At 58.9% G+C, this 24,240-nt stretch carries 18 protein-coding genes; 6 read left to right on the top strand and 12 right to left on the bottom strand.

Going from position 1 to position 24,240, the window contains the following annotated elements:
• Window positions 1-106: 106 nt before the first annotated feature.
• On the top strand, window positions 107-448 hold the full coding sequence (locus tag I6F24_RS07150) for an H-NS histone family protein (protein WP_036013661.1): 342 nt from the start codon (window positions 107-109) through the stop codon (window positions 446-448).
• 55 nt (window positions 449-503) lie between these two features.
• Here I6F24_RS07150 and I6F24_RS07145 read toward each other — a convergent pair whose 3' ends face one another.
• Window positions 504-725 (bottom strand): hypothetical protein, encoded by a 222-nt coding sequence (locus I6F24_RS07145; RefSeq protein WP_081493985.1) that lies wholly within the window; start codon window positions 723-725, stop codon window positions 504-506.
• Between the two features lie 350 nt (window positions 726-1,075).
• Here I6F24_RS07145 and I6F24_RS07140 point away from each other — a divergent pair, with 350 nt between their 5' ends.
• Window positions 1,076-2,173, top strand: coding sequence for a hypothetical protein (locus I6F24_RS07140; protein ID WP_225151514.1), 1,098 nt, complete (start codon window positions 1,076-1,078; stop codon window positions 2,171-2,173).
• Here I6F24_RS07140 and I6F24_RS07135 read toward each other — a convergent pair.
• The gene (locus I6F24_RS07135) at window positions 2,154-2,552 is read right to left on the bottom strand and encodes a VOC family protein (RefSeq protein WP_225151512.1); all 399 of its coding nucleotides are present in this window, start codon (window positions 2,550-2,552) and stop codon (window positions 2,154-2,156) included. The genes I6F24_RS07140 and I6F24_RS07135 overlap by 20 nt on opposite strands.
• Before the next feature lie 76 nt (window positions 2,553-2,628).
• Entirely contained in the window at window positions 2,629-3,252 is a 624-nt protein-coding gene (locus tag I6F24_RS07130; protein WP_225151510.1) for a GNAT family N-acetyltransferase, read from the bottom strand.
• Window positions 3,253-3,427: 175 nt separating this feature from the next.
• Here I6F24_RS07130 and I6F24_RS07125 point away from each other — a divergent pair, with 175 nt between their 5' ends.
• The 3 genes from I6F24_RS07125 to I6F24_RS07115 all read left to right on the top strand — a co-directional run bounded on the left by I6F24_RS07125 (window position 3,428) and on the right by I6F24_RS07115 (window position 9,948).
• On the top strand, window positions 3,428-5,257 hold the full coding sequence (locus I6F24_RS07125) for an HAD-IIIC family phosphatase (RefSeq protein WP_225151508.1): 1,830 nt from the start codon (window positions 3,428-3,430) through the stop codon (window positions 5,255-5,257).
• Window positions 5,244-5,486 carry an acyl carrier protein gene (locus I6F24_RS07120; RefSeq protein ID WP_225151506.1) on the top strand — a complete coding sequence of 81 codons (243 nt, stop codon included), beginning with the start codon at window positions 5,244-5,246 and terminating at the stop codon, window positions 5,484-5,486. Before I6F24_RS07125 ends, I6F24_RS07120 begins: the two co-directional genes overlap by 14 nt.
• Window positions 5,487-5,769: 283 nt before the next feature.
• A complete protein-coding gene (locus I6F24_RS07115) occupies window positions 5,770-9,948 on the top strand; it encodes a DUF4082 domain-containing protein (protein WP_225151505.1) in 4,179 nt (1,392 codons plus the stop codon).
• A 91-nt stretch (window positions 9,949-10,039) separates the two neighbouring features.
• On the opposite strand, the gene I6F24_RS07110 is transcribed toward I6F24_RS07115, so the two are convergent.
• From I6F24_RS07110 to I6F24_RS07090, 5 genes are all read right to left on the bottom strand, one after another.
• Complete coding sequence (locus I6F24_RS07110) at window positions 10,040-10,876, bottom strand: formyl transferase (protein WP_082641484.1); 837 nt, start codon at window positions 10,874-10,876, stop codon at window positions 10,040-10,042.
• Window positions 10,870-11,784 (bottom strand): polysaccharide deacetylase family protein, encoded by a 915-nt coding sequence (locus tag I6F24_RS07105; RefSeq protein ID WP_225151503.1) that lies wholly within the window; start codon window positions 11,782-11,784, stop codon window positions 10,870-10,872. The genes I6F24_RS07110 and I6F24_RS07105 overlap by 7 nt, the downstream gene beginning before the upstream one ends.
• 6 nt (window positions 11,785-11,790) lie before the next feature.
• Complete coding sequence (locus I6F24_RS07100) at window positions 11,791-12,864, bottom strand: glycosyltransferase family 2 protein (RefSeq protein ID WP_225151502.1); 1,074 nt, start codon at window positions 12,862-12,864, stop codon at window positions 11,791-11,793.
• Window positions 12,865-13,202: 338 nt separating this feature from the next.
• Window positions 13,203-14,000: a hypothetical protein gene (locus I6F24_RS07095; protein ID WP_146207716.1), complete on the bottom strand. Its 798-nt coding sequence runs from the start codon at window positions 13,998-14,000 to the stop codon at window positions 13,203-13,205.
• Window positions 14,001-14,094: 94 nt separating this feature from the next.
• Entirely contained in the window at window positions 14,095-14,697 is a 603-nt protein-coding gene (locus I6F24_RS07090) for a transglutaminase-like cysteine peptidase (RefSeq protein ID WP_036029196.1), read from the bottom strand.
• A gap of 349 nt (window positions 14,698-15,046) precedes the next feature.
• On the opposite strand from I6F24_RS07090, the gene I6F24_RS07085 reads away from it, so the two are divergent.
• On the top strand, window positions 15,047-15,439 hold the full coding sequence (locus I6F24_RS07085) for a hypothetical protein (RefSeq protein ID WP_225151500.1): 393 nt from the start codon (window positions 15,047-15,049) through the stop codon (window positions 15,437-15,439).
• Window positions 15,440-15,752: 313 nt separating this feature from the next.
• Here the strand turns inward: I6F24_RS07085 and I6F24_RS07080 are convergent, their stop codons facing one another.
• From I6F24_RS07080 to I6F24_RS07065, 4 genes are all read right to left on the bottom strand, one after another.
• Window positions 15,753-17,066 (bottom strand): HlyD family type I secretion periplasmic adaptor subunit, encoded by a 1,314-nt coding sequence (locus I6F24_RS07080; protein ID WP_036029191.1) that lies wholly within the window; start codon window positions 17,064-17,066, stop codon window positions 15,753-15,755.
• A complete protein-coding gene (locus tag I6F24_RS07075) occupies window positions 17,063-18,997 on the bottom strand; it encodes a type I secretion system permease/ATPase (protein WP_225151498.1) in 1,935 nt (644 codons plus the stop codon). Before I6F24_RS07075 ends, I6F24_RS07080 begins: the two co-directional genes overlap by 4 nt.
• 93 nt (window positions 18,998-19,090) lie before the next feature.
• Window positions 19,091-21,520, bottom strand: a complete 2,430-nt coding sequence (locus I6F24_RS07070; RefSeq protein WP_225114267.1) for an Ig-like domain-containing protein — start codon at window positions 21,518-21,520, stop codon at window positions 19,091-19,093.
• A 771-nt stretch (window positions 21,521-22,291) separates the two neighbouring features.
• Window positions 22,292-23,308, bottom strand: a complete 1,017-nt coding sequence (locus I6F24_RS07065; RefSeq protein WP_074448162.1) for an aldo/keto reductase — start codon at window positions 23,306-23,308, stop codon at window positions 22,292-22,294.
• Window positions 23,309-24,240 lie beyond the last annotated feature (932 nt).

Genomic DNA, 24,240 nt, shown 5'->3' with positions numbered 1-24,240 from the left:
CCACGCACACTGGCGCAGCGGCACGGGTGATCGTGCTTGCCGGACCCCGGTTTGACCTGATAAGCCCCCCTCCTGTTTCGGTTCGGAGGTAGTGGGGACGGCTTCCATGGAGAACGATGATTGGGCATCTATGACCACAGCTGAGCTGTGGCGACTCTACGATGAGGTCACTGCTGTTCTTAGTCGCAGGATGACCGCGGAAAAAGCCAAGCTCGAAGAGCGGCTTCGCAAGATCGAAGGTAAGACCGGGGGGCAGACCGAGGGACGTGCACGCCGCCCCTACCCTCCCGTGCTGCCGAAGTATCAGAACCCTAAGAACCCGTCCGAAACCTGGTCCGGCCGTGGTAAGCAGCCTCGATGGCTGAAGGCGCAGCTTCGCGCCGGCAAGAAGCTAAACGATCTCCTGATCGACCGTTCGTCCGCACAACGGCGCCGCCGGGCCGGCTGAACCTCCGACCGGTCCCCGGGACGGTGGTGTCAGGGCTGGGCCGCCAGGCGCCACTTTAGCGAGTGCTATCTTCTTTCCCGTTAGGACTGCCGTCCCCACCACCGTTGCCCTTGCCATTATTGCCCTGCACAACGTTTCCACCAGAACTAGCGATGGCGGATGAGGTCAGAGAGGTCGAAAGCAGCAGTGTCATCACAGGAGGAGTGACGGCGGCAAATTTTCCGCAGCTTCTCAAGAACTCACGGCGGTCTTCACTATTGGAGTCAGTCGGGTTCATCGGCGCTCTCCCTGCGATGGTCATAGAAAATAAGCGGTTTTGGATGCGTCGCAAGTAAATATGTTAATCTCGCCTTTTAAATTGTCTACGCAAATAACACCTTGAGTACTATCGCATGCCGACACTCCCGTCGCGGCGCATCGGTGAACTCCTGCGCAAAGTGAGGTCCAGAGGCAGATTATACCAAACGACTTATATGCACAAAGCGCGTTACTTTTATATTTTAATGTATTAAATGAGGCGGCACATCGCTCTTCAGCGCCGCTTCGGCGCAAAACGGGGCTAGAGCAGTCGCCGCACATGCGCCCAAGCGACCGCTTTCCCACCTGACGAAACCGAGAGGCGATTTCATGATCGGGACCGAGTCCGGTGTAGCGTTCGGGCAATTGCGGTCTCGCTTCGACACCACCTTACGACCAGGCTTCTCATTGCCACGTCTGGGCACCCTGATGAGCCGCGCCCTCACCGAAACTCTCTTAGACCTTTCGGAACTAACGGTTCTCACCGAGGCTGCGACCGGGGCCTATGCCGTGACGGCCGTTCTCGCAGCGATGGCCGGAGCCAGGCACGTCTATGCCTTTACGAAAACTACGCGGCACGGCACCTCGGCTGAAGCCATGGACCAGACCCTCAAGCTCGCAGATTCGGTCGGCGTGGCCGATCGCATAGACATCCTGGAGCAGATCACTCCCGATATCATCCATCAGACGGATATCGTAACCAACAGCGGCCATCTTCGGCCTCTGACCGCTGCGCTTATTGATGAGCTACCAAAGGAAGCCGTCATCGCCTTGATGTACGAGGCCTGGGAATTTCGCTCCGAGGACCTCGACATGGACGCATGCTTGCGGCGCGGAATTCCAATCGTCGGCGTGAACGAACGTCACCCGTCAGTCGATGTCTTCTCGTTTCTCGGTCCACTGTGCGTGAAGCAACTGCACGATAGCGGCTTATCCGCTTACAAGAATCGCATTGCCCTGCTGTGCGACAACGACTTCATTGGCTCGCTTCGCTCCGGTCTCGTGAGCTCCGGAGCGAGCGTGGACGTCTTCGAGGACGTCCAGAGCTTGTATCACGACCAATGGGACGCAATCATCGTTGCGCTGCGACCGGCGGCTAAGCCTCGCATCGGCGCGCCGGAAACAGCTCACCTCGTTGCGTGCGCGCCCCCTGGCGCCATTGTCGTGCAGTTTTGGGGCGACATCGATCGAACCGTATTGTCAGAAAATGGGTTGGGCGTTTGGCCAACAACGTCTCCGGGATCAGGGCACATGGGCATTCTGCTGTCCGAGCTTGGCCCCGAGCCGGTCGTGAGACTGCAGGCCGGCGGCCTGCGCGCTGCTGAATGGGTTCGGCGCAGCGGAGCTGTGTCGTCTGACGGGCTCGCGCAAATCGTTACCTGGCATCCGGATCAATCGCCAACTCGCGCTAGGCCCTCGCCTCGATGAGCTCAACGAGCGTGAGCGTCGCGGAGGCAAGAAACACTATGCGGCGCATGTCGAACGCGACCGCCGGCGCGGGTGACGATACAGGAAGATATTGCTCCGACCTAAAGCAAGCGATCGCGTCGTCGAAGCGAGCTGCTTCGTAAGCAAGATGATAGAACTTGCTGCCGCGCTTCAAGATACCTGCCACAGGCGATTGTGCGCCGATCGGCTCAATGAGCTCCAGGCGCGGACCGCCGCCTGATACAAACTGAATCCGAACCTGCTGGATGGGGTCCTCGAACATGGGGCCTTCAGGACTGTAGCCAACGACCGCGAGCTCGGACAGCTCCGCCGCGATCTTTCGACACGCCATTCCCATGTGATGAAACTGCAAATCCATGCGCTGCTCCTCCCTTCCCTGGCAGCCTAAGGAGACGGGCGGCGTCGAGCGGAATCTGGCTGGTTGCTCAAACAGTTTAACCCTCTCGTGCATCGAGGAGCAGCGCCGACCAGGCCTGTTTTAGCCGTGGATAGTCTGCGCGCGACATCCGAAACGTAATCACGTCGTCGCCGTTCCACCAAGCTTTCGGCGCAACCTTTTCAATTTGGAAGCCGAGGCGAATATGAAAGTTCTTCGCGGCTTTGTTCCGGCTTTGAACGTTGGCCACGACGGCCGAAAGCCCCAGCTGCTCGAATGCGAATTCGAGTAAAAGGTCGAACATCTCTGCCAGGAAAAGGCGCGCGGCAGGATCGACGATCAACCGCGCAACTTCGCCCTGTCCCGCCGCGAAATCCAGGTTCGCCAGCGCGATGCTGCCAGCCGGCTTCTTCGAGCGCTTGAATTCGGCAATGAAATAGTAATCGTCGACCCTCGCTTGATAGTTCCGGAAAAACTCTTCCTGCTGAGCCAAGGTCAGCTTCTCGCGGGTCAGGAACTTACCGAGAACGGGATCATTCCGCCAAGCGATGACTTGCGCGGAGTCCTCCAGCCGGAGCTCTCGGAGAAGCAGGTTATTTCCTCCGGGAAGCAGTTTGAGATTCTCGGCTTTCGTGGAAAGCGTGCTTGGGCTCACCGGCTCCGGCCTGACATGCACCATCATCTATTTATTATACCTTAATCAGTTATTTAAATACATTTAATTGACCCGAGCCATATCATCATTTAGCGTAGGGGACAATCACATCAAGTCGCTGTCCTGACGGAGGCTCGCCATTCTCGCTGCAGCACCCCAGCCGGACCGGCGCATCAATGATGCCGAACTCAAGTCCCTGGCGTTGTCAGGCGATGCCACGTCCTGGGGGCATCTTGTCGCCCGCTCGCGGCAAGCGACGAGCTTCTCCGAGCTGTTCTTTCTGTCGACGCTTCGAAAAAAGGCGAAGCTTTATGCACCCGGAAGCGTCCAGCCAAGACTCCGCCTCGCCCTCATAGGCGGCTACAACCTTTATCCGTTGCACGAACTGGTTGAACATCTGCTGGCCATTCGTGGGATCGAGTGCGAACGTTTCCTCGGCGAGTACGATAATTTCGTCTCGGAGATCCTTGACGGCTCGAGCTCACTGTACGCCTTCAAGCCGGATCTCGCCTTCATACTGCCGAACGCGAGCCACTGCCGGTTTTCAGGCTCGCTCCTCGATGACGTCGAACATCAGCGCGAAGCCGCAGTCCGCGCCGCTGAGCACCTCCTCAACCTCGCGCAGACTTTCACCGTGCGCTCCGGTGCGGCGGCGATCCTCGCCAATCTTGCGCTGCCCGACGGCCTCGATCTCGGCTCGTTTCGTTCACGTACGCTTGGCACCGACTGGAGTTTCCGAAAGGCGGTCAATCTCGAGCTCGGGCTTCGGGCCCCAGCTGAGGTGCAAATCTGCGACGTCGAGTTCCTCTCGGCGCAGCGAGGGATCTCAGCCGCGGCGGATGCGCGAGCGTGGTATGAATCGAAGCAGCTCGGCTCACCTGACTTTCTCGTCGACATCGCGCAAGAGCTAAGCCATCTGATCGCCTCCCGGAAGCAGAGCCCCAAGAAGGTCCTGGCGATCGACCTCGATCAAACGCTATGGGGCGGCGTGATCGCGGAGGACGGTATCGAGGGAATCGAACTTGGCTACTCGTCCCCCCGTGGTGAAGCGTTCAAGGATTTCCAGAGGTACCTGCTTGGACTTTCCCAACGCGGCGTCCTGCTTGCGGTATGCAGCAAGAACGACCATGCACGCGCAATCGAGGTATTCGAGAAACATCCTGAGATGGTTGTCCGGCTGGAGCACTTCGCGGCCTTCAAAGCCAATTGGGACCCGAAGTCGGACAACCTGCAGAGGATCGCGGAGGAACTCCGCCTTGGCCTGGACAGCTTCGTGTTTGCCGACGACAACCCGGCGGAAATCGAGATCGTGCGCCAGTTTCAGCCGTTGGTTACAGGTGTACTCCTCGGGCCGGACCCCGCCGAATTCATCGTTCGCATCCAGGCCGGACGTCATTTCGAGCCACGGACCATCACCGAGGAGGATCTCGAGCGGACGGCGCAGTACAGGCAAGAACGGCGACGTACGGAGCTCGCAGCGAGCGTCACCGACATGCCTGCCTACCTCGCCTCACTTGAGATGCGAGGCACGATCAAAGAATTCGACTCGCTCGATGTTCCTCGCATCGCCCAGCTGATCGCGCGCAGCAACCAGTTCAACCTGACGACGGCCCGTCGGTCCGAGACTGAGATTAAGGCGCTCCTAGGAAGGCCGGAGTACCGGTGCTTCACGATGCGGCTCGAGGATAGATTCGGTGATTCCGGGCTCATCTCCGTAGTCATTGCAAAGATCGATGGTGGCGTCTTCGTTCTCGATACCTGGCTCATGAGTTGCCGCGTGCTGAAGCGCCAGGTCGAGGACGAGATCATGAATGAGATTTTCCGGCTCGCAGCGGCTGCCGGCTGCACGAAAGTGCGGGGCATCTATCTCCCAACGGCCAAAAACGGGATCGTCGCCGAATTCTACGAGGAGTTTGGTTTCGCGCGTACGGAAGACTCCGCAACCCGAAAAGAGTTCGAGCTGGAGGTGAGGAAGTATCAGGTGCGTTCGACAAAGATAGATGTTGCCCGGAGAGCTTATGAAACAGGCTGAAGTATTAGCGAAGTTGCAGGAAGTATTCGACGGAATCTTCCTCGAGAAGATCGCGGCTACCCCCGAGCTCTCGGCGGCGGACGTCGATGAGTGGGACTCGCTCATGCAGATCTCGCTCGTGATCGCCGTCGAGCAGAAGTTTCGCGTTCGATTTCGCGTTGGCGAGGTCGAGGCGGCGCGGAATCTGGGTGAGTTCGCCGACCTAATCGCGAAGCGGATGAAACCATAAGAGTTGCACATCGCGAGTGCGTTCGAAGCTGGGCAAACGGCACATCCCGCTGAGTGCACGAAATCCGTGACGCACGCCCGCTTCTTCAAGCTCAAGAGGAAGTTGACGAACGGCGCTACTCCAAAGTCAAAAACCGCTTCCGATTTAATACTTTTAATGTTATTTATATTGTTAAATGCGAAACCAACGTGACTGCCGCGACCGAAACTACAACCCGTACAGCTGGTGTTGCTATTTTAGATAGCATGTATTCACGCTGACTAGCTGGGGGAGTACAACTGACGTGCCGGTGAAGTCCAATAACCGCCCCGGTGTGGTAAGCGTCAGCGGGACGCCGACGCAGAACCAGACCTTGACCGCGACCGTGAGCGATGCGGACGGAGTGCCGGGCACCGTCTCCTATCAGTGGCAGCAGAGTGCGAACGGCAATTCGTGGAGCAACATCAGTGGCGCGACCGCGAGCACGCTGGTCCTCGGGCAGGCTCAGGTCGGCAGCTTCATACGGGTCACCGCCAGCTACACGGACCTCTCGGGCAGCACCGAGGCCCCGGTGAGCACCGCGACCGCCCCGACAGTGGCCAACGTCAACGACCCCGGCGCTGTCACGATCAACGGCACCGCGACCCAGAACCAGACCCTGACGGCCAGCGTCACGGACCCCGACGGCGCGCCCGCCAGCATCACCTATCACTGGCAGAGCAGCCCCGACGGCACCACTTGGACGAACCTGACCGCCACGACCTCGAGCCTCACCCTCGATAGCAGCCTGGTCGGCAAGCGGATCCGCGTGAATGCCACCTACACCGACCTGTTCGGCGCCAGCGAGGATGTGACCAGCGCGGCCACGGCGACGGTTGCCGCTGCGAGTGCCACCACTACGCTGTTCACCACCCAGACGCCTGTCATCACCAATGCCAGCGACGGAGTAGGTTATGAGTTGGGGATGCGCTTCACCAGCGACACCTCCGGCTCGATCCAGGCAATCCGGTACTACAAGGCTCCGGGCGAGACGGGCACGCATATCGGCCACATCTGGTCGGCCACCGGCCAGGAGCTGGCGACGGTCACGTTTACCAACGAAGGCGCATCGGGCTGGCAGCAGCAGGCGCTCGCCACGCCGCTGACCATCCAGGCCGGCACGACCTACATCGTCTCCGTCAACATCAACAGCAACTACGTCTCCACCACGCAGGGCTTCGCCTCAGCCATCAGCAATGGTGGCCTGAACGCCCCGGTGGGTGCCGGCGTCTTCGACCTGTCCAAGGGCGCCTTCCCCACCAATGTCTATCAGAATGCAAACTATTTCCGCGACGTCGTGTTCGCTGCGGGCTCGTCACAGCCCAATAACCGCCCCGGTGAGGTAAGCGTCAGCGGGACGCCGACGCAGAACCAGACCTTGACCGCGACCGTGAGCGATGCGGACGGAGTGCCGGGCACCGTCTCCTATCAGTGGCAGCAGAGTGCGAACGGCAATTCGTGGAGCAACATCAGTGGCGCGACCGCGAGCACGTTGGTCCTCGGGCAGGCTCAGGTCGGCAGCTTCATACGGGTCACCGCCAGCTACACGGACCTCTCGGGCAGCACCGAGGCCCCGGTGAGCACCGCGACCGCCCCGACAGTGGCCAACGTCAACGACCCCGGCGCTGTCACGATCAACGGCACCGCGACCCAGAACCAGACCCTGACGGCCAGCGTCACGGACCCCGACGGCGCGCCCGCCAGCATCACCTATCACTGGCAGAGCAGCCCCGACGGCACCACTTGGACGAACCTGACCGCCACGACCTCGAGCCTCACCCTCGATAGCAGCCTGGTCGGCAAGCGGATCCGCGTGAATGCCACCTACACCGACCTGTTCGGCGCCAGCGAGGATGTGACCAGCGCGGCCACGGCGACGGTTGCCGCTGCGAGTGCCACCACTACGCTGTTCACCACCCAGACGCCTGTCATCACCAATGCCAGCGACGGAGTAGGTTATGAGTTGGGGATGCGCTTCACCAGCGACACCTCCGGCTCGATCCAGGCAATCCGGTACTACAAGGCTCCGGGCGAGACGGGCACGCATATCGGCCACATCTGGTCGGCTACCGGCCAGGAGCTGGCGACGGTCACGTTTACCAACGAAGGCGCATCGGGCTGGCAGCAGCAGGCGCTCGCCACGCCGCTGACCATCCAGGCCGGCACGACCTACATCGTCTCCGTCAACATCAACAGCAACTACGTCTCCACCACGCAGGGCTTCGCCTCAGCCATCAGCAATGGTGGCCTGAACGCCCCGGTGGGTGCCGGCGTCTTCGACCTGTCCAAGGGCGCCTTCCCCACCAATGTCTATCAGAATGCAAACTATTTCCGCGACGTCGTGTTCGCTGCGGGCAACGTCATCTCACTACTTAGCAGTTCCACAGTGTATGTCAGTGAGACGGGAGGGATGGCTACCATCACCGTCGTACGCTCCGGCGACCTCCAATCTCAAGCAACCGTGGAGTACACGACGAACGAAATCGGCACCGGCGGCACAGCTACGGCAGGCCAGGACTTCATCCAGCCCACGTTTAATGGCCGGTCGAACACCGGTCAGGTCGTCTTCAACCCGGGAGAGAGCACCAAGAGCTTCACCATCTCAATTGTGAACGATCAGCTCACCGAGGGTAACGAGACGTTCGCGGTCGGGCTTCAGAATGCCGGTTCCGGTTCTCTCGGGACCCCGCGCACAGTGCTCGTGACCATCATCGACAACGACTCGCCCGTCGCGATCTCAATGGCGGACGCGGCGATCAGCGTTACCGAGAATACACAGACGGCAACGATTACGCTGCTGCGCAGCGGCAACACCAGTCAAACAGCTACTGTCGGCTTCACGACAAGCAACGGCAGCGCCCTCGCGGGTTCCGACTACACCGCCTCGTCAGGCACGGTGACTTTCGCTGCTGGCCAGGTGACCCAGACGATCACGGTACCGATCCTCAACGATGCGACACCGGAGAATGATGAAACCTTCACGGTCACGTTGAGCAACCCGACCGGTGCCACTCTCGGCGCCGAGACAACGACGACTGTGAAAATCCTGGATAATGACAACCCCAATCTCGGCAATCTGGCGGGCGAGACGTACGTGACGGGACTGGGCCAGGGGTATGCCGGCGGGCCAACGGCGATCGATTGGACTCCAGACGGCCGCTACATGCTGGTTGCCCAAAAGGACGGCGTGGTGCGTGTGGTGGATAACGGAGAACTTCGATCAACTCCGCTGATCGACATTTCGAGCGAGGTAAATGACGTCAACGATCGCGGATTGCTGGGTATCGCCGTGAACCCGAATTTCGCAACGGACCATTATGTCTACCTGCTCTATACCTACGATCCACCCGAAACGGCGGGCCAGCCCGGCCTTGCCGGCCCCGATCAGGCCGGCAACCGACCTGCTCGCCTGGTGAGGGTCACCGTTGACCCAACCACAATGATTGCCGATCCGGCGAGCGAGGTAGTGCTGGTCGGAAAGAACAGCATCTGGGCCTATACGAGCCGTCCCGACGTAAACAGCACAGGCGATCCGAGCATCGCTCCTTCCGGCATCGTCAACGGCACCACGATCACAGCTCCGGCGAGCCAGATCGAGAGTGGATCGCAGGACAACGATCCGGATCGGACCGGCATCCAGAACCAAAACATTCGTGACTATCTGGCGACTGATAGCGATTCGCACGGCGTAGGCGCTGTTCATTTCGGCCCGGACGGCTATCTCTACCTCACCGTCGGCGATGGCGTGTCGTACAACTTCGTCGACCCCCGGGGAGTGCGCGTCCAAGACATCCACAATCTATCGGGCAAGTTGTTGCGGATCGATCCCGTTACAGGTGAGGGAGTGCCCGGCAATCCGTTCTATCAGGCAAGCGATCCAAACAGTAATGCGTCGAAGGTGTTCTACTACGGTGTTCGCAACGCGTACCGCTTCAGCTTCGATCCAGTTACTAATCTTCCTGTGCTCGGGGATGTGGGCTGGAACAGCTGGGAAGAGCTGAATACGGGGCCAGCCGGCTCGAACTTTGGATGGCCCTATCTCGAAGGCCCCGACAGGACCGGCAGCTACCAAAATCTCGCGCAGGCGATCACCTTCTATAACAATGGCAATCGGAACAATACGTCAGACCCGCCCGCCGTATTTCCGATCCTGTCTCTAAGCCACGGGGCCCCCGACAATGCCCACGTGATTACCGCGGGGGATTTCTACAATCAGAACACCATTTTTTTCGACGATGTCCAAAACGGAACGATCTTCGCTGCGACCCTGAACGCAAGCCGGCAGGTCACCAGCGTCCAGTTGGTGGACAACGTACAAGGCATCGTCGACATGCAGAAGGGCCCTGATGGCTGGATGTACGGGGCCAATTTGATTGACGGCACTATCCGACGTTGGGTCGACCCCTCAGCGGTTACGGCGCTGGGGCTCGCAGCGTCGTCCTAGCAGGCGCCGGTCACGGCTTTCCCCCATCGATGACGATCCGCTGGGGCGGCTTACGACTTCGGTCGATAAGGCGAGCTTTTGCACGATTGCGTCAGCGAACTACCCTGTCGTTTTGACCAATGATCGAGATTTCGGCGATGGACCTCAGACGGGCGAGCCGGCGTCGCGCCACCAATTCCGGACCAATGGTCAAATCGGCTCCACGGTACTCGCGCCCAAGGCTGAGATCTTGCGAAACTCCGCTCAAGGTGCCCGCCACATAGCGTTGAACCACTCGTACATACGCTTCGGCACCGACCATCACGGCTCGGCCAAAAATCCTATGCAAATCGTCCCCTGGTTCGTATCTCGAATGCACTGTCTCAAAGATCGGCCCGCTGTCGACGCCGGACGTGCATTCGTGAATGGTCGCACCGAGCATGTCCAACTCGTCGTTGACTACAGGCCAAAAGCTGCACGCGGTTCCGCGATACTGCGGGCTAATACCTGTATGCAGATTGATGCAGATATCGGTTGCAGAGTCGAGGACCGCATTCTTCACGACCGACGTGCCGTAAATAAGAATCGCATCGGGGCGTCTCTGCCGCAGGACTTCCAAGCTTGCGGTGCCGTTTATGCCCTCGACATAGTCGATTCGATCAGATGCATAGAATGTTTGAGCCTTTTGCCCCAACAGACTTTCAAGTGACCGAGTCCGGGCCTCATCGTCTCGAATCATCTTGAGAAAGACAGCACGGGTTGCCTTTCCTAAGAAATGCACCAACCCCTTCCGTACGGCGCGCCGCAGTCTTGTTCTCCGTGCTGACCGGTCCACAATGATGCGGTCAATGGAGAGTCCAGCGCAAAGCATGTTTGCGACATAACGATGTTCTGGGCCATCCCGCGTCAGAATCACTATTCTCTTTTGTTCGGGCTGCCCAGCTACCATAGCCAATCTCTCGCACACCGTAGTACAGGCATAATCCGGAGCTTGAACGGAATCTCTTCTGGCGCGGCGTTCCCCAGGCTAATCCGATAGAAAATGTCAGCCGCTGGTTTAAAGCGGTTGCTTTTCGCATGCACTAGAAAGATCGCCTTGTGATTACGCCGTGCGGCCCGCAGCGCACCTTCGGTCGCGTCCAATGCATTCCCATAAGGAATACTCAGGCATTGAACCGTTTGTCCCGATAACTTCTCCAGAAGCTCTCGGCTTTGCACGATCTCGGTCTCCAACTCGCTCGATGAAAGCGAACGAAAGAACGTGTGGCTCATCGAGTGGTTTCCTACTTCAATCCCTAAGCTCGCAAACCGCTTGATATCGGTGATATTAAGAAAAAGCTTCGATGTACGCCGGAGCTCCAATTCATTGGTGCCCATTGCGGTACACAGCTGCTGCTTCGCCTCCGCAATTTGCGCCTGAGTCCATTTTGAAATCACGTTGGCGATGAGCCTAGGGACTGACGTTGGTCCGGTTTCGCTGATGTTCAGGAGAGCTATCAGTTGCTGTTTACCGAGCACCACCGCTGCCAACGATAGGATATTATCCACTGGCAATCTGCTTCCGAGCAACGTTGTCGGATTGACGAAGAACAGCGAAGGTGCATTTGCCGTTTTAAGGACAGTACTCGCGGTATCGAGAACTGAGCGATATGCGTCATCGAAGGTGATCAGCAAAGGTTTACGCGGCAGAGTGCCACTTACAAGGTCCGATCCGCTCACCACGTCAAAATGACGCGCGAAATACTTGACGTGCTTCTCAAAAACCTCTGGCCTTGTAACAACTCCAAGCTTGCCGGTTAACGGGTCTTCATGGTCCGCGATATGATGATAGACCACAATGGTAACGTCGCGCCGCATCAGTGGCTATCCCTGGCGCGAGCGGGATAACGCGTCCCCTAACGGACGTTCCACAGCAGCTACCTCCTCTGGCCGGTCGTTGCGCGGATTGCCGCGCGCTCTCCTCACGCCGACATTGCTCCAGCCATTCACCCAACGTTGACGATGCTGCCAGACATAGCGCCAGTTTCGCGCCTTTTCACGCAAATCACTTCTGCCGGAGACCAGGCCGGCCGTTCCGTACCCAAGCAAGCGCAGGAGCGGGAGAAGCATGTACAGTGTCTTGCCTGCGAGAATCGTCGCAGCAGAATTGTGACGCCGCAACAGCGTGATCCGGCCGGCAAGGACCTTGATGCGTTGCTCTGCTTGATCGGGCTCGGAAGACTGGCCGTAATGAATGATGGTAGCTGCAGGCGTGATGGTTGGGGATGCACCAAGCTTGCGCGCCCGGCGGCACAAGTCCGCTTCTTCACCGTACATGAAAAACTCGGGATCAAAGCCGTCAAGTTGCTTCCAAAGTTCGCGGTCTATGAGAAGAAAGCAGCCCGTGACAATGTCGACTGCACGAATGCTGTCACGCTTCCAACCACCGTATCCTTCGGGATTGAAAACCGAGCTGCTGCGCTTCAAGCTGGTCAGACCAGTAGCAAAACAGAAGATGCTCCATAAGGTGGCATCTCCCCAACAGGAGCCAGGATTCAAGCGGCCGTCAGACAGCACGGTGCGCCCGCCCCAGATCCCAAAGCGCGGATTCGCATCGGCGAACTCGTGCAGATGATCGATTGCGTGATTCAAGATCAGGGTGTCCGGGTTGAGCAACAGAAACCGGCGCCCCCGCGCCCGCATCGCGGCGATGTTGTTGGCGCCGGCAAACCCAAGATTTTCTTGCGACGCGATGAGCTCGAGTTGAGGGAAGTTTGCGCGAATGGCTTCCGGAGATCCGTCTGTTGAAGCGTTATCGAAAACGATGACTTCGTAGAGTACTGTCGTTGTTTGTGCCAAGACAGATCGAATACATTCGAGCGTCATGGTGCGCGTGTTGTAGCTCACGATGATGATCGAAATGTCGGGCTCAGCGGCCCGATAAATTGCATCCGACATGGGATTCAGCCTCATGCGATACGTCAGGCCCCCCTTCAATGTTCGACCGAACCCATCTTCGACAACCATCTCGCTCGAACGCGATTTGTCAGGCCCGTCCTTCCTGATGGTCGCCAAACCATCCGGAATTGGCTCATCAATGTGGTGAGTGCCTGGCGACCCAGGTCGGCCATGCTAAGTGCGCGCTCAGCCTTCCTCGTCTTCGGTATGGCATAACCGACCGGAACCCACTATTAAACATTTATATTATTAAATTGATTTAATTTGCAAGTTATTATTTCCGGACGGGCGACCTTAACCCGAGAATGCAAGCCGCGGGGCTGGGGCAGGAAAATGGATCAGCGGATCCGAGGCTGAGGAAGCAAACTCCCCGGGACGAGCTGGCCATTGACGATGGTTGCACTCCTGACGTTTTCCCATTTGGTGATCGTCATTGTTCCGCCGCCCGCATTGTTGATCAGAAATGCGCCGTATAGGAACGGGCCAACGAAATACACATCCTTAAGGGAAACAGTGACGTTCATGCCATCGGGATGCATTCGCAACCCGTAAGGTCCGCCCCAGAACAGGACGTTCTCAAAGCTAACTGAGCCCCCTAATCCATCAGCGTAGAAGAATCCGGCCGTTGCATTGGTGTTGTTGTAGGTCTTGAATGTTGTATTGCGAACCGTGATGGCGTTGGTTTTGCCAGGATCATAACACTGAAGCCCGTCTGCGTGATCGCCCGGCAAACCTTTGGTTTCGATGTAGACGCCATCAATGTTGATGCCGCCAATACCGTCGGAGCCAATACACCGGAATCCCTCGTTGGATCGAATGCGGGAATTTTTCAGAGTGCAATCCCCGCAAACGACCGAGCTTCCATCGTTGTTGTGATCCCAGGAACGATGCTCGACGACTTCACCGTTGCTGAAGAACTTCCCGTAACGGGTGTATGGCTCGGAGGAATTTCCAGCAAAGCGGGGGTCATCAAATGAGAGTGGAGGAGCCGACGCAGGAGAAGGCAAACGCGAGGAGGCAGGACCTGGCGCTTGGCTGGAGGAAAGTGTTTGATCCGCCAGTGCGGAACCGGCGTAACACAAGCCGGCGGCTATTTGCGCCCAGCCAAAGCCTCGCCAACGCGATAATTTCTTCACAGATTTCCCCTTCAAATGATTGCGACCATGCGGATTGCGCGTTCACACCGCAGGCGATCTTAACCAGAGATATTTCATTGAATGGTTGTCGGGTTCATGCTCCCTTCCCTTCGATTCTCGCCCACAGAATGTGGCGTGGCATTTGTACCCGAACCCAGCGATAGTGAACGCGCGACCATGGTTTGATTTCGGGTGATAGATTGTCGAGAACGAAATCGCCATTTCGCGTGCGCACGAGAAGCACGAGGTGGTGCTCTCCGGAACTGACGACGACTTCGCTCAGTAGCAGGACTCGCGCAGGCCAGCCGCGCCGAAGCAATTCGTGGCGCTTGCTCACGGCGTAGTCATTGCAATCGCCGTGCTTCGGGTTGATGACCCATTCCTCGCCGGCAAGGCCGAGCTCGTTGCGCGCCGGCACGATGGCGAGATTGACCGCGCGATTGACCTCCTGCAGAGCCGCCCAGCGGTCCTCGGTCAGCCGGATCGGCCCACCGCGAAACGAGCGCGGCGGAAGACATTCCGCCTCGTAGCGCAGGCAGAACACCGTGTACGCAAGGGGCGGCAGCGTCGGGTTTCCCAGTTCAATGTGCTGCCCTGACCGCGGCGTCGCCGGCAAGGACATGCGCCCCGCCCCCGCCCATTGAACTCCTCCGAGCATGATAGCGACCGCCACGACGGAGCCGAAGGTTCGATACATCTGCCGATCCCCTCGCAAACGCAAAACTGAGGCTCGGATCCGCTGGCAGGCTGACACCGACAGTCCCGCGGCAACCATATTTCATCTTTAATTTATTTAATTTAATTGTCAATTAAATATAATCGGCAGGAAGAAATAATTCGTTTGCGCATTATTCAGTACAGCCACAAGCAGATCGCCCCCGCAGACGCGTCCCGGCCCGGCCGCATCGCCGGCCACTATGAGCTGCTCGGCAGCGTTCAGAAATAGGCGACGATTTAACGATTCCGACGAATTAATCGTTGATTCAATGCGCCCCCCGGCAGATCGTATTCCGAACGACCTCTCCGCCTCACAATCGAGATTGCACATGCCGGAAGAACTGCTCGTCATTTTGGGGGCTGAAGCCATCCTGCTTGTCTTCGTCACAGCGATGACTCTGCACAGCAAGCGAATGGATGTGCTGAGCGGGCTGCACCGCCGGGCAGCTAGCTGGTCCGCCGGCCAACACAGCAAGCCTGCGCCATACTCGGTCCGTGCACGCGCAGGAGCTTTGCTGTCGGCGCTGACGACGTGGATCGGTACTGCCAGGCTCACCCCAGCCAATCTCTGGCGGCTGCTCAGACACGCCCAATCAAGCCTGACGAAGGTGCGAAAGCTGTCCACCCTTGTGGCTCGTTCCTGGCGGCCAGAGCCCCCTCAAGCCACGCCGTCCACCTCCAGCCGCATTGCAGGGGCTCGTCGTCAGCTCGGTGCTCGTTGATGCGGCCAACGTTGCGGTCTACCCCGCATCGACTCGATCAATCTCGCGGCGCAATCTTGAGCTCCGGGCGGTCGAAGCCAAACGATAGGCTTCGGATGCAATGCGACGAGCGGCGAGCCATCCGCAGCGAGCAGCTCTCCTCGGTGTTCACTCAGCTCACGGCACGCCTGCAAGCCCGTCGTTATCTTTTCATTTGGGCTTCTTTTTCGTCTTGAACATCAATGTTGTTCGCAGCAATGGACAAACTCTTGAGATTCCTCTCAGCCCCGAGTGCGGGTCCACTCGGGGCTGTGTCATTTCAAATCCAAAGGGCTCAGCGCTCTTTGAATGCGCGCTGCGCCTGATCGTGTAGCGGCTTGAGCAGGTAGGACAACGCGGTCCGCCCTGCCGTCTTGATGAAGACCTCGACAGGCATGCCGGGCAGCAACTTGGCCGAGCCGAGCTTCACCAGCTCTTCCGTCTTCAGCAAGACGCGGCCTGTGTAGTAACTCGTGCCGGCACGCTGATCCTGCGTGATGTCCGCCGAGACCATGCTGACCTCGCCGTCGATTTCGGGCGTGGTCTTCTGGTTGAACGCTGCGAAGCGCATTGTAGCGGTCTGCCCCACGTAGACCTGATCGATATCCTTCGGTGCGATCTTGACTTCGACCGCGAGCGAGTCCGCGTCAGGAACGATCAGCATGATTTGCTCGCCCGGAGAGATCACCCCCCCGACCGTGTGGACGCTGAGCTCGTGGACGCGACCGGATTGTGGCGCCCGGATATCGACCCGATTCAACTGATCCACCGCCGCAGTCTTGCGTTCGCCCAGCTCGGAGAGTTTCGAGCGGGTTTCGATCAGGTCCTTGCCGACCTCGGTACGGAGGTCCTGGTCGATCTGAATGATCTGGAGTCCGATTTCGGAGATCTTGCCCTTCGACTGAGCGATCATTCCTGCGAGCTGGCTGCGCTCGCCCTCGATGCGGGCGGAGTCGCGCTCGAGGGAATTGAGCCGGGTGATCGGCACCAGGTTCTTCTGCCAGAGGCTGCGCACGCCCTCCAGCTCCTGTCGGATGAACTCCACTTCCTTCTGCTTGGCCTCCGTCTGCCCCATATAGCCCTTGATTTCGTTCTCCAACTGCGCGCTCTTCTCCTGCAACTGCGCTTTTTGGCCGCTCCTCGCCTGACGACGCAGGTCGAACAGCTTCCGCTCCGCGGCGATTGCACGGCTTGCCTCGGAGTTGCTCTCTTTGGCCCGGTCGAGCAGTACCTTTGGAAACACGACCTGCTCGGCACTATCGCGCTCGGCCTCGAGACGGGCCTGCCGTGCCAGCAATTCGTCGATGCTATTCGTGACGATCGTCGCATTCGCGAGCGTCTGCGTCTCGTCGAGGCGGATCAGAATGTCGCCTGCATTGACCCGATCGCCCTGGCGCACGCGCAACTCTCCGACGATTCCACCCGTGGCGTGCTGGACCTTCTTGACGCTCGAATCCACCACGACCACGCCCTGCGCGATCACCGCGCCCGACAATTGGGAAGTCGTCGCCCAGCCGCCGACCCCAAAAGTCACCAAGGCGAACATGATCATTCCGACGATCATGTAACGTTGGATGGACTGCAACGCCGGCGCTATCTGATCGTTCATCGGCCGCCTCCTTGAGCTTCTGCGACGACCTTCAGCGGCACCGGGGTCCGCAGCACTCTCTTGAGTACCTCCTCTCGCTTGCCGAAGGACTGAACTCTGCCTTCGCCGAGGCACAATACATGGTCCACACCTTCCAGCGCCTTCGGCCGATGAGCGACAACGGCCACAATCCCTCCGCGGCGTCGCACGTTCAGGATCGCCTCTGTCAGAGCCTCCTCGCCCTCCGCATCGAGATTGGAAGATGGTTCGTCAAGCACGACCAGGAAGGGTTTGCCGTAAAAAGCGCGCGCAAGCGCGATACGCTGCCGCTGCCCCGCCGACAGCGCCAGCCCTCCCTCGCCGATCTTCGTGCTGTACCCGTCCGGCAGTGAGAGGACGAGATCATGCGCGCCCGCGGCGCGGGCGGCTTCCAGAACAGCGGCGGCGGTTGCGTTCGGGTCGAAGCGTGCAATGTTCATCGCAATGCTGCCGTCGAACAATTCTACGTCTTGGGGCAGATAACCGATGTGCTTGCCGAGGTCGTCCGAAGACCAATGATCGAGGGCGGCGTTGTCGAGCCGGATCCTGCCTCGAATGCACGGCCACACGCCAACCAGCGCACGCGCCAGCGTCGACTTGCCGGATCCGCTCGGACCGATGATTCCGACCGCCTGCCCACTCCGCAGCTGGAATGACACTTCGCTGAGAGTGGGTCTCTCGGAGTTCGGAGCACTGATATAGAGGTTCTCGGCGCTAAGGGTTTCCACAGGCGCAGGCAATGCCAACCGCTCCTCCTCCTGAGGAAGAAGTTTCAGCAAGTAATCGAGCCGTTGTCCCGATTGGCGCGCCGCGACGAACCCCTTCCAGTTCGCAATTGCCATTTCGACAGGCGCAAGGGCCCTCGCGGTGAGGATCGACCCGGCAATGATGATGCCGGCCGTCGATTCCTGGTTGATGACGAGGACGGCGCCAACGGCAAGAACCAGCGATTGCAAGATCGCGCGGAAAATCTTCGAGGCACCACCGAGTCCGTTTGCGACATCGCTGGCCCGTTCATGGGCTGCGAGGTACTTTGCATTGGCATCCTGCCAACGCAAAGCCGCTTGTTGCCGCATACCCATGGCCTGCAGAACTTCGGCATTGCGCCGTCCCTCGAGCGCGAGGGCAGTTCGCGAAATGGCAAGACGCGAGCTCGCCTTTGCCGGACCTCGGGTACGCGTTTCCGTGAGCATCGTAATGCCCACCAGCACCAACGCACCAGCCAGCGCAGTGATGCCAATCCAGAAGTGAAAGAGGAAGCAGACGCCGAGATAGATCGGCATCCAGGGCAGATCGAAGAGCGCCGTCGGCCCGCCGCTCGACAGGAAGCTGCGGACCTGATCGAGGTCCCGCACCGGCTGCAGGCCATCGCCATCCGCTCTGGTCTTCAAAGGCAGGCGAACAAGAGCCTCGAAGATGCGAACCCCGAGACTTTCATCGAAATACCGGCCCACCCGGGCGCTGATCCTGCTCCTGACGAAGTCGAGCCCGCCCTGAAACAGGTAGAGCACCGTTGCCAGAGCCAACAGAGCGACAAGAGTCGGTATACTGCGTCCGGGCAGCACCCGATCATAGACTTGCAGCATGAAGAACGAGCCGGTGAGCATGAGAAGGTTGCTCATGCCGCTGAATGCCGCTAGCGCCCAGAAGATCCGGCGGCAAGACCGCAGGAACGCCGACAACTCTGACTGCGACTCGTCATAGTGATCCACTGGCCGGGGTCGACCAGCGAATATCCGTGACCGCAGCACTTCGATCAGGCCCTTTGCCCAGCCGATCAGTTGCGGCGTCTGCAGTTGAGCGTTTTCCGCCCACTGCCGTCCGGCTGACCAGAGTCCTGATATGTGAAGAAATGGAATTCGATAGAGATTTGCGGGCGGGGGGAATACCCCCCGCCGTCCAAAGTCAATCATGGCTTCTGCCCCTGAAACGCGCCTTTGTTGGAAGATCCCTCAAGAGATCCCCCAAGGCAGTTGTTGAAGATTGCTCTCTGTGGATGCCGTCCCCTACGCGAAGTGGAAGTCGTTGCTGGTCAACGAGCCGAGCTTGGCGTTCTTCAGCGTGAGCGTATCGCTCCCCGTCGCGATCACGACATCGGTGCCGGACTGGGTCGCGTGGGAAAGAACGCTGGCAAAACTGTCGAACACACTCTTGCTGAACTCGATCGTGTCGTGAGCAGGTCCGCGGGCAACGAAGCCCTTGATGACGTCGTTGCCGAAGTTCGCGCCAAACACGAAAGTATCGGCCTGGCTGCTGCCAACGAAGGTGTCATCGCCGGAAGTGCTGGTCAGGGTCGTGTTGCCCGGCGAAGCGATGAACGTACTGCCCGCAATAGCCGCGTTGCTACCGGTTGCAGTGGATGACGTAGCTACGCTGGACGTACCGATCTGCCCGTCACTGTTCAGGTCCTGATGGAAGCTGGTCTCCAGCGTCTTGAGGCCAGAGTCCGTACCCGACACCGAGCCACCGTCCGTGGAGCCGGTCAGGGAGCTGACATGAGACACGTAGTTGCCGTTATTGTCGGTATTCCACGCCGTGTACTGACCGGTGCTCGTCTCCTTCCAGGCAACTTGATAGCCCGTCGCCGTCTTCTCCGCTCCAATGGGAGTCCAGGTGCCATCGGACCCGCCCACGAAATCCACGCCGTCATCCTTTAGTGTCGGGCCAGTGCCGGTGCTGCCGTTGAGGTAGTATTTGCCGCCACTCTCAACGAGACTTGTCACACCAGCCGATTCGACGACCTTGCCAGTCGTCGGGGTTGGCGACGTCGGGATGGTCGCAGTGGAAGTACCTACCTGCCCGTCACCGTTCAGATCCTGATGGAAGCTCGTCTCGAGCGACTTAAGGCCAGAGTCAGTACCCGACACCGAGCCACCGTCTGTGGAGCCGGTCAGGGAGCTGACATGGGACACGTAGTTGCCGTTATTGTCGGTGTTCCACGCCGTGTACTGACCCGTGCTCGTCTCCTTCCACGCAACCACATAGCCCGTCGCCGTCTTCTCCGCACCGATGGGAGTCCAGGTGCCATCCGACCCCTTCACAAACTGCACACCGTTGTCCTTCAGCGTGGGGCCCGATCCGGTGCTGCCATTGAGGTAATATTTGCCGCCGCTCTCAACGAGAGTTGTCGCGCCAGCTGACTCGACCACCGTGCCGGCAGTCGGCGACGTCGGTGACGTCGGCGAGGTCGGTGTGGCTGGCGCCGAGGTGCCGGTGATGCTGGCGGTGAACGCAGTGGACGCCGGGCCGGTATTGCCTGCTGCATCCGTTGCCGTCGCGGTAAGGCTGTGCGAACCGGCCGCAAGGGCGCTGGTTGTATAGCTCCACCCGCCGGTGCTGTTGGCAGTCGCGGTCCCGATCTGGGTCGTGCCGTCGAACACCTTCACGACGCTGCTCGCTTCGGCACTGCCCGACATCACCACCTGATTGGCGGTGTTCACGGTATGGCTGGCAATGGTCGGCGCAGTCGGAGCCTTGGTATCGATAGTGATTGCCAACGCAGACGACGCCGCGCTGGTCTGACCCGACGAGCTGGTCGCCGTTGCGGTCAGCGTATGTTTGGCGTCGGTCAGGATCTTGGTGATGTAGTCCCAACTGCCGCTCGAGTCCGTAGTCGTCGAACCAATTTGGGTCGTACCGTCGTAGATCTTGACCGTGCTGCCGGCAGCCGCGGTGCCCTTGAGCTCGATGGTATTGTCGTTGGTAATCTTGTCGCCAGCGGTGCCGCTGTCGGTCGAGAACGACGCGATAGTCGGAGCATCCGGCACGGTCGGCGTGCTGGGTGCGGTCGGTCCTTCAACCGGAAGCGGAGGCGGGATAAGGTCGCCCGGGATGAGTTGACCGTCCACGATCGTTGCGTAGCGAACATTCTCCCATTGCGTGATGTGTATGTTCGCATTGACCTCCTCCAACCAAAGCGCGCCATACGCAAATGGCCCCACAAAATACACGTCCTTGAGGGCGAGGTAGTCATCGTGACCGGCTCCTGCGTCCGCGGCAATGCGCAGACCAAATGGGCCACCGTCGAACACCACGTTATTGAAAGTGAACGTTCCGCTATAACCATCTGCGATGAACAGCCCAGCAGTGGCATTCTGGTCGTGCGATACAATCGTCGAGTTTGTAATGGTCAGATTCCCGGTGGCGCCGGGAGCATAGGCCTGAATTCCGTCGGCGTGATCGCCCGACAGTCCCGTTGTCTCGATGTACGTATTGTTGATGGTGACATCACCGCTGCCCCCAATGCGCACGCCTTCCCTTGAAGAAATACGGACGTCGTCGATGGTGAACGAGCCGCTCCCTCCGACGGCGACAGTGTCGCTCTGGTCGGAAATGCTCACACCCGAAATCGTCTCTCCATTTCCAAGCCAGACCGTCCCCGAATTGGTCTGGTCGCTAAACATCGGATCATTCCATGTCAGAGGAATGGATGCCATCTAGTTTTCTCCTGTTAATTTCAATCTGGTTTGCCCCTGGCACGCGCCCAATTGTTTCCCCAAGCGACGCGACCCCAAGTGCGACTCTGCTGGCGCAGCGCCGTTGGGGTGCGTCTTCCCGGCGGGTGGAGGCTTTTTTGCGACGACACGACGGCTCACCCAAGGTAATTTCCTGAGCTACCCTAGACACATTCGCATCGCGCGAATTAAATGCCGGAAATTTCTTCAGTCCGATCAACCACTCGTGCACCGCATTGAACGAGGGCCACACAGAGCGGTCGAAGATATACAAAAGTATGCCGGAATCGATGTTACGCCTTCGCCACTAGACAACAGCTTACCAAGTGTCGTCGACGGCGCCACAGCAGAAAACCAATTAAATATTTTGATCCACAAGATTATCCGCCGCCAAACACGACATAATTTTTGTCCGGACAATCAAGAGCGCGAGCGTCGGGCAAGAGCATTTGAGCACACATCGCGCTGCGAACAATCCGAACCCATATTGCCCGGTTCAGGTAATGGCCCATCCAGCGCCATCCAAAAACCCCAAGCAAAGCAAATACCGTTGCGGACACACCATTCAGATCGAGAGTTACGAGCGCGCGCCGATTATCCTGATCGTTGATGTCCCCCGAGCCCAGCACACAGTCACCCGCTTCCCCGGCAGGGTCGCAACAAGATGTTCGATCAGGTCCTGCCGACGACCTGACCATACTCCGCCGCGTCTGACTGATGCAAAGTCAAGCCACCGTCGTCGGTCTGCACCGATCAGAAACTCAGATCTCGAAAGCTCGCGTCAAGAAATTCGGCAACATGCTTTCTCGCCAATAATGCGTTCAAACCCGCGATCTGCTTCTCGTCGATAGCTCGACTGCTGACAGATCTCACGTTTGCCACAACATTCGACGGATTGGATGAGAAAAAGATGACGATCCCGTTTGGATTTGCATTCAGCGCATGGGCCAGCAGTAGATGAGCCAGTTCTGTCGAATCACGTGGATCTACCTGCGTCAGCGAACGCCATTCAGCCGCCATCCGCTCATCGGACAACAATCGATCAAGCAGTATTTTAAATCGGCTGGTAAGAGACGAATGCGTAATCACGAGGCGGTTAGTTGCCGGAACTTTCCTGACGTTCATATTCCAGATGGCATTTGGAATCTGCACAACGTCGAACAGCGCTGCATGTCTTTGGAGGATGGACACCGTCTCCTCTATGCCTGTCGCTATGCCAATGGCGCGAACCTTCCCTTCACGCTTGAGATCATCGAGAAGACGGATCAGGTCCGTTTCCTCTACGTCGGCAGCGCTGCACTCGTGCAGGAGTAGAATATCGAGATAGTCTGTACGCAATTCCTTGAGACTAGTCTCGACACTTTTTCGGAACTCCACGAGACCAAAGGCTCCGAAACGCGGCAGATAGTTGGACGGCACAGGCAGGTAATTCTTTGAGCTTGGCGCGACATTGTGCAGAAGACGAATGCTACGACCCATTGCGCGGACATGAAGTGCATGACTTTGTGGGACAATGCCCGCCTTGCTTGCCAGAACCAGGCGCTCCCGCTTTCGCGCCGCCAACTCTCCCAGAATGCCCTCTGCGCGACCGGCGCCATACATTCGCGCAGTATCAAAATATGTGACCCCACAATCCATAGCTGCTTCGAGCAACTTAAGAGCCTCACGGCGGGTTCGTCGCTTGCTCAACAGTGCGCCGGATCCAAAACCTAGGGGGAGCATGTTTCGCGGAAGGATTTCTCGAAACGGCGCGGCAGCAGCCACCGTCATGACGCGCCTCCGGCTAGTCCGAATGCAGCTTCTCGCTTTGTTTGGGCGACGGTGCTCACCGCATGATGGCATGCGCGCGCGGTCAGAGCGAGAATGGTCAACGTGGGATTCTGCGTGCCCTGGGACGGGAAACAGGCACCATCCGTAACGTACAATCCCTGTGCGTCCCAGCACTGGTTATTTGGATCGAGCACGGAGGTCGCGGGGTCGATACCCATCCGGGCGGTCCCGCATTCATGAATCGCGGAGCCAGGCGGGGCCGGCCGTTCATTAACGCGGCTCAACGTCACGCCAGCTGTTGCGGCGATCTCGCGTATGGCAGCTGCCTGATCGCGGGCACGCGCCAAATCCGCTTCGCTATAGCGGCAGTCGATATGCAATACGGGGATTCCCCATATATCCCGTCGTGTAGGATGCAGCATTACTCGGTTTTCGGCACGAGGAAGCATTTCACCGAAGCTAACCGCAGTAAAATGGGAACGCCCGTGCCCTCCTGGAAATTGATACAACTGCACGCCAAAACCTCGCCCGCCGAGGGGCGCGGGCCCGTCGCGCGCATCGAAGCGTGGAAGGTAAATCGCGCACCCATCTTCGAGCACTGGGCTGGGCTTCAGCGGCGCACCTCCACCCCACCCAGTTACGACAATATGGTCCATCAAGTAGCGCCCCAGCGCGTCAGATCCTGCACCGAGCCCCTGGCCCCCTTTGGATGAACGCGAAAGCAAGAGTATTCGTGTCGACTCTAACGAGGACGCGCACAGAAAGACCAACGGAGCGCAAGCACGTACGTCGGTTCCACTTTGTTGATCGAACCAGACTACGCCGCGTACGCGACCTGATCGATCAACATCGATTTGCCGTACGACTGCGCCCTCACGGCATCGAAGGCGCCCTGTAAGAGCAGCAGTTTCCAAGGCATCCAGCGGTGCGGC

Origin of the sequence: Bradyrhizobium sp. BRP23 (assembly GCF_020194135.1) — a bacterium.
GTDB classification, from domain to species: domain Bacteria; phylum Pseudomonadota; class Alphaproteobacteria; order Rhizobiales; family Xanthobacteraceae; genus Bradyrhizobium; species Bradyrhizobium yuanmingense.
Note: the sequence above shows the minus strand (reverse complement) of the source record. Positions and strands in the feature narration are given on the sequence as shown.

Excerpts from the sequence above, each read along its gene's own strand:
- I6F24_RS07150 (WP_036013661.1), top strand. The coding sequence starts at position 107 with ATGGAGAACGATGATTGGGCATCTATGACCACAGCTGAGCTGTGGCGA.
- I6F24_RS07145 (WP_081493985.1), bottom strand. The coding sequence starts at position 725 with ATGAACCCGACTGACTCCAATAGTGAAGACCGCCGTGAGTTCTTGAGA.
- I6F24_RS07140 (WP_225151514.1), top strand. The coding sequence starts at position 1,076 with ATGATCGGGACCGAGTCCGGTGTAGCGTTCGGGCAATTGCGGTCTCGC.
- I6F24_RS07135 (WP_225151512.1), bottom strand. The coding sequence starts at position 2,552 with ATGGATTTGCAGTTTCATCACATGGGAATGGCGTGTCGAAAGATCGCG.
- I6F24_RS07130 (WP_225151510.1), bottom strand. The coding sequence starts at position 3,252 with ATGATGGTGCATGTCAGGCCGGAGCCGGTGAGCCCAAGCACGCTTTCC.
- I6F24_RS07120 (WP_225151506.1), top strand. The coding sequence starts at position 5,244 with ATGAAACAGGCTGAAGTATTAGCGAAGTTGCAGGAAGTATTCGACGGA.
- I6F24_RS07110 (WP_082641484.1), bottom strand. The coding sequence starts at position 10,876 with ATGGTAGCTGGGCAGCCCGAACAAAAGAGAATAGTGATTCTGACGCGG.
- I6F24_RS07105 (WP_225151503.1), bottom strand. The coding sequence starts at position 11,784 with ATGCGGCGCGACGTTACCATTGTGGTCTATCATCATATCGCGGACCAT.
- I6F24_RS07100 (WP_225151502.1), bottom strand. The coding sequence starts at position 12,864 with ATGTCGGATGCAATTTATCGGGCCGCTGAGCCCGACATTTCGATCATC.
- I6F24_RS07090 (WP_036029196.1), bottom strand. The coding sequence starts at position 14,697 with ATGTATCGAACCTTCGGCTCCGTCGTGGCGGTCGCTATCATGCTCGGA.
- I6F24_RS07085 (WP_225151500.1), top strand. The coding sequence starts at position 15,047 with ATGCCGGAAGAACTGCTCGTCATTTTGGGGGCTGAAGCCATCCTGCTT.
- I6F24_RS07080 (WP_036029191.1), bottom strand. The coding sequence starts at position 17,066 with ATGAACGATCAGATAGCGCCGGCGTTGCAGTCCATCCAACGTTACATG.
- I6F24_RS07075 (WP_225151498.1), bottom strand. The coding sequence starts at position 18,997 with ATGATTGACTTTGGACGGCGGGGGGTATTCCCCCCGCCCGCAAATCTC.
- I6F24_RS07070 (WP_225114267.1), bottom strand. The coding sequence starts at position 21,520 with ATGGCATCCATTCCTCTGACATGGAATGATCCGATGTTTAGCGACCAG.
- I6F24_RS07065 (WP_074448162.1), bottom strand. The coding sequence starts at position 23,308 with ATGACGGTGGCTGCTGCCGCGCCGTTTCGAGAAATCCTTCCGCGAAAC.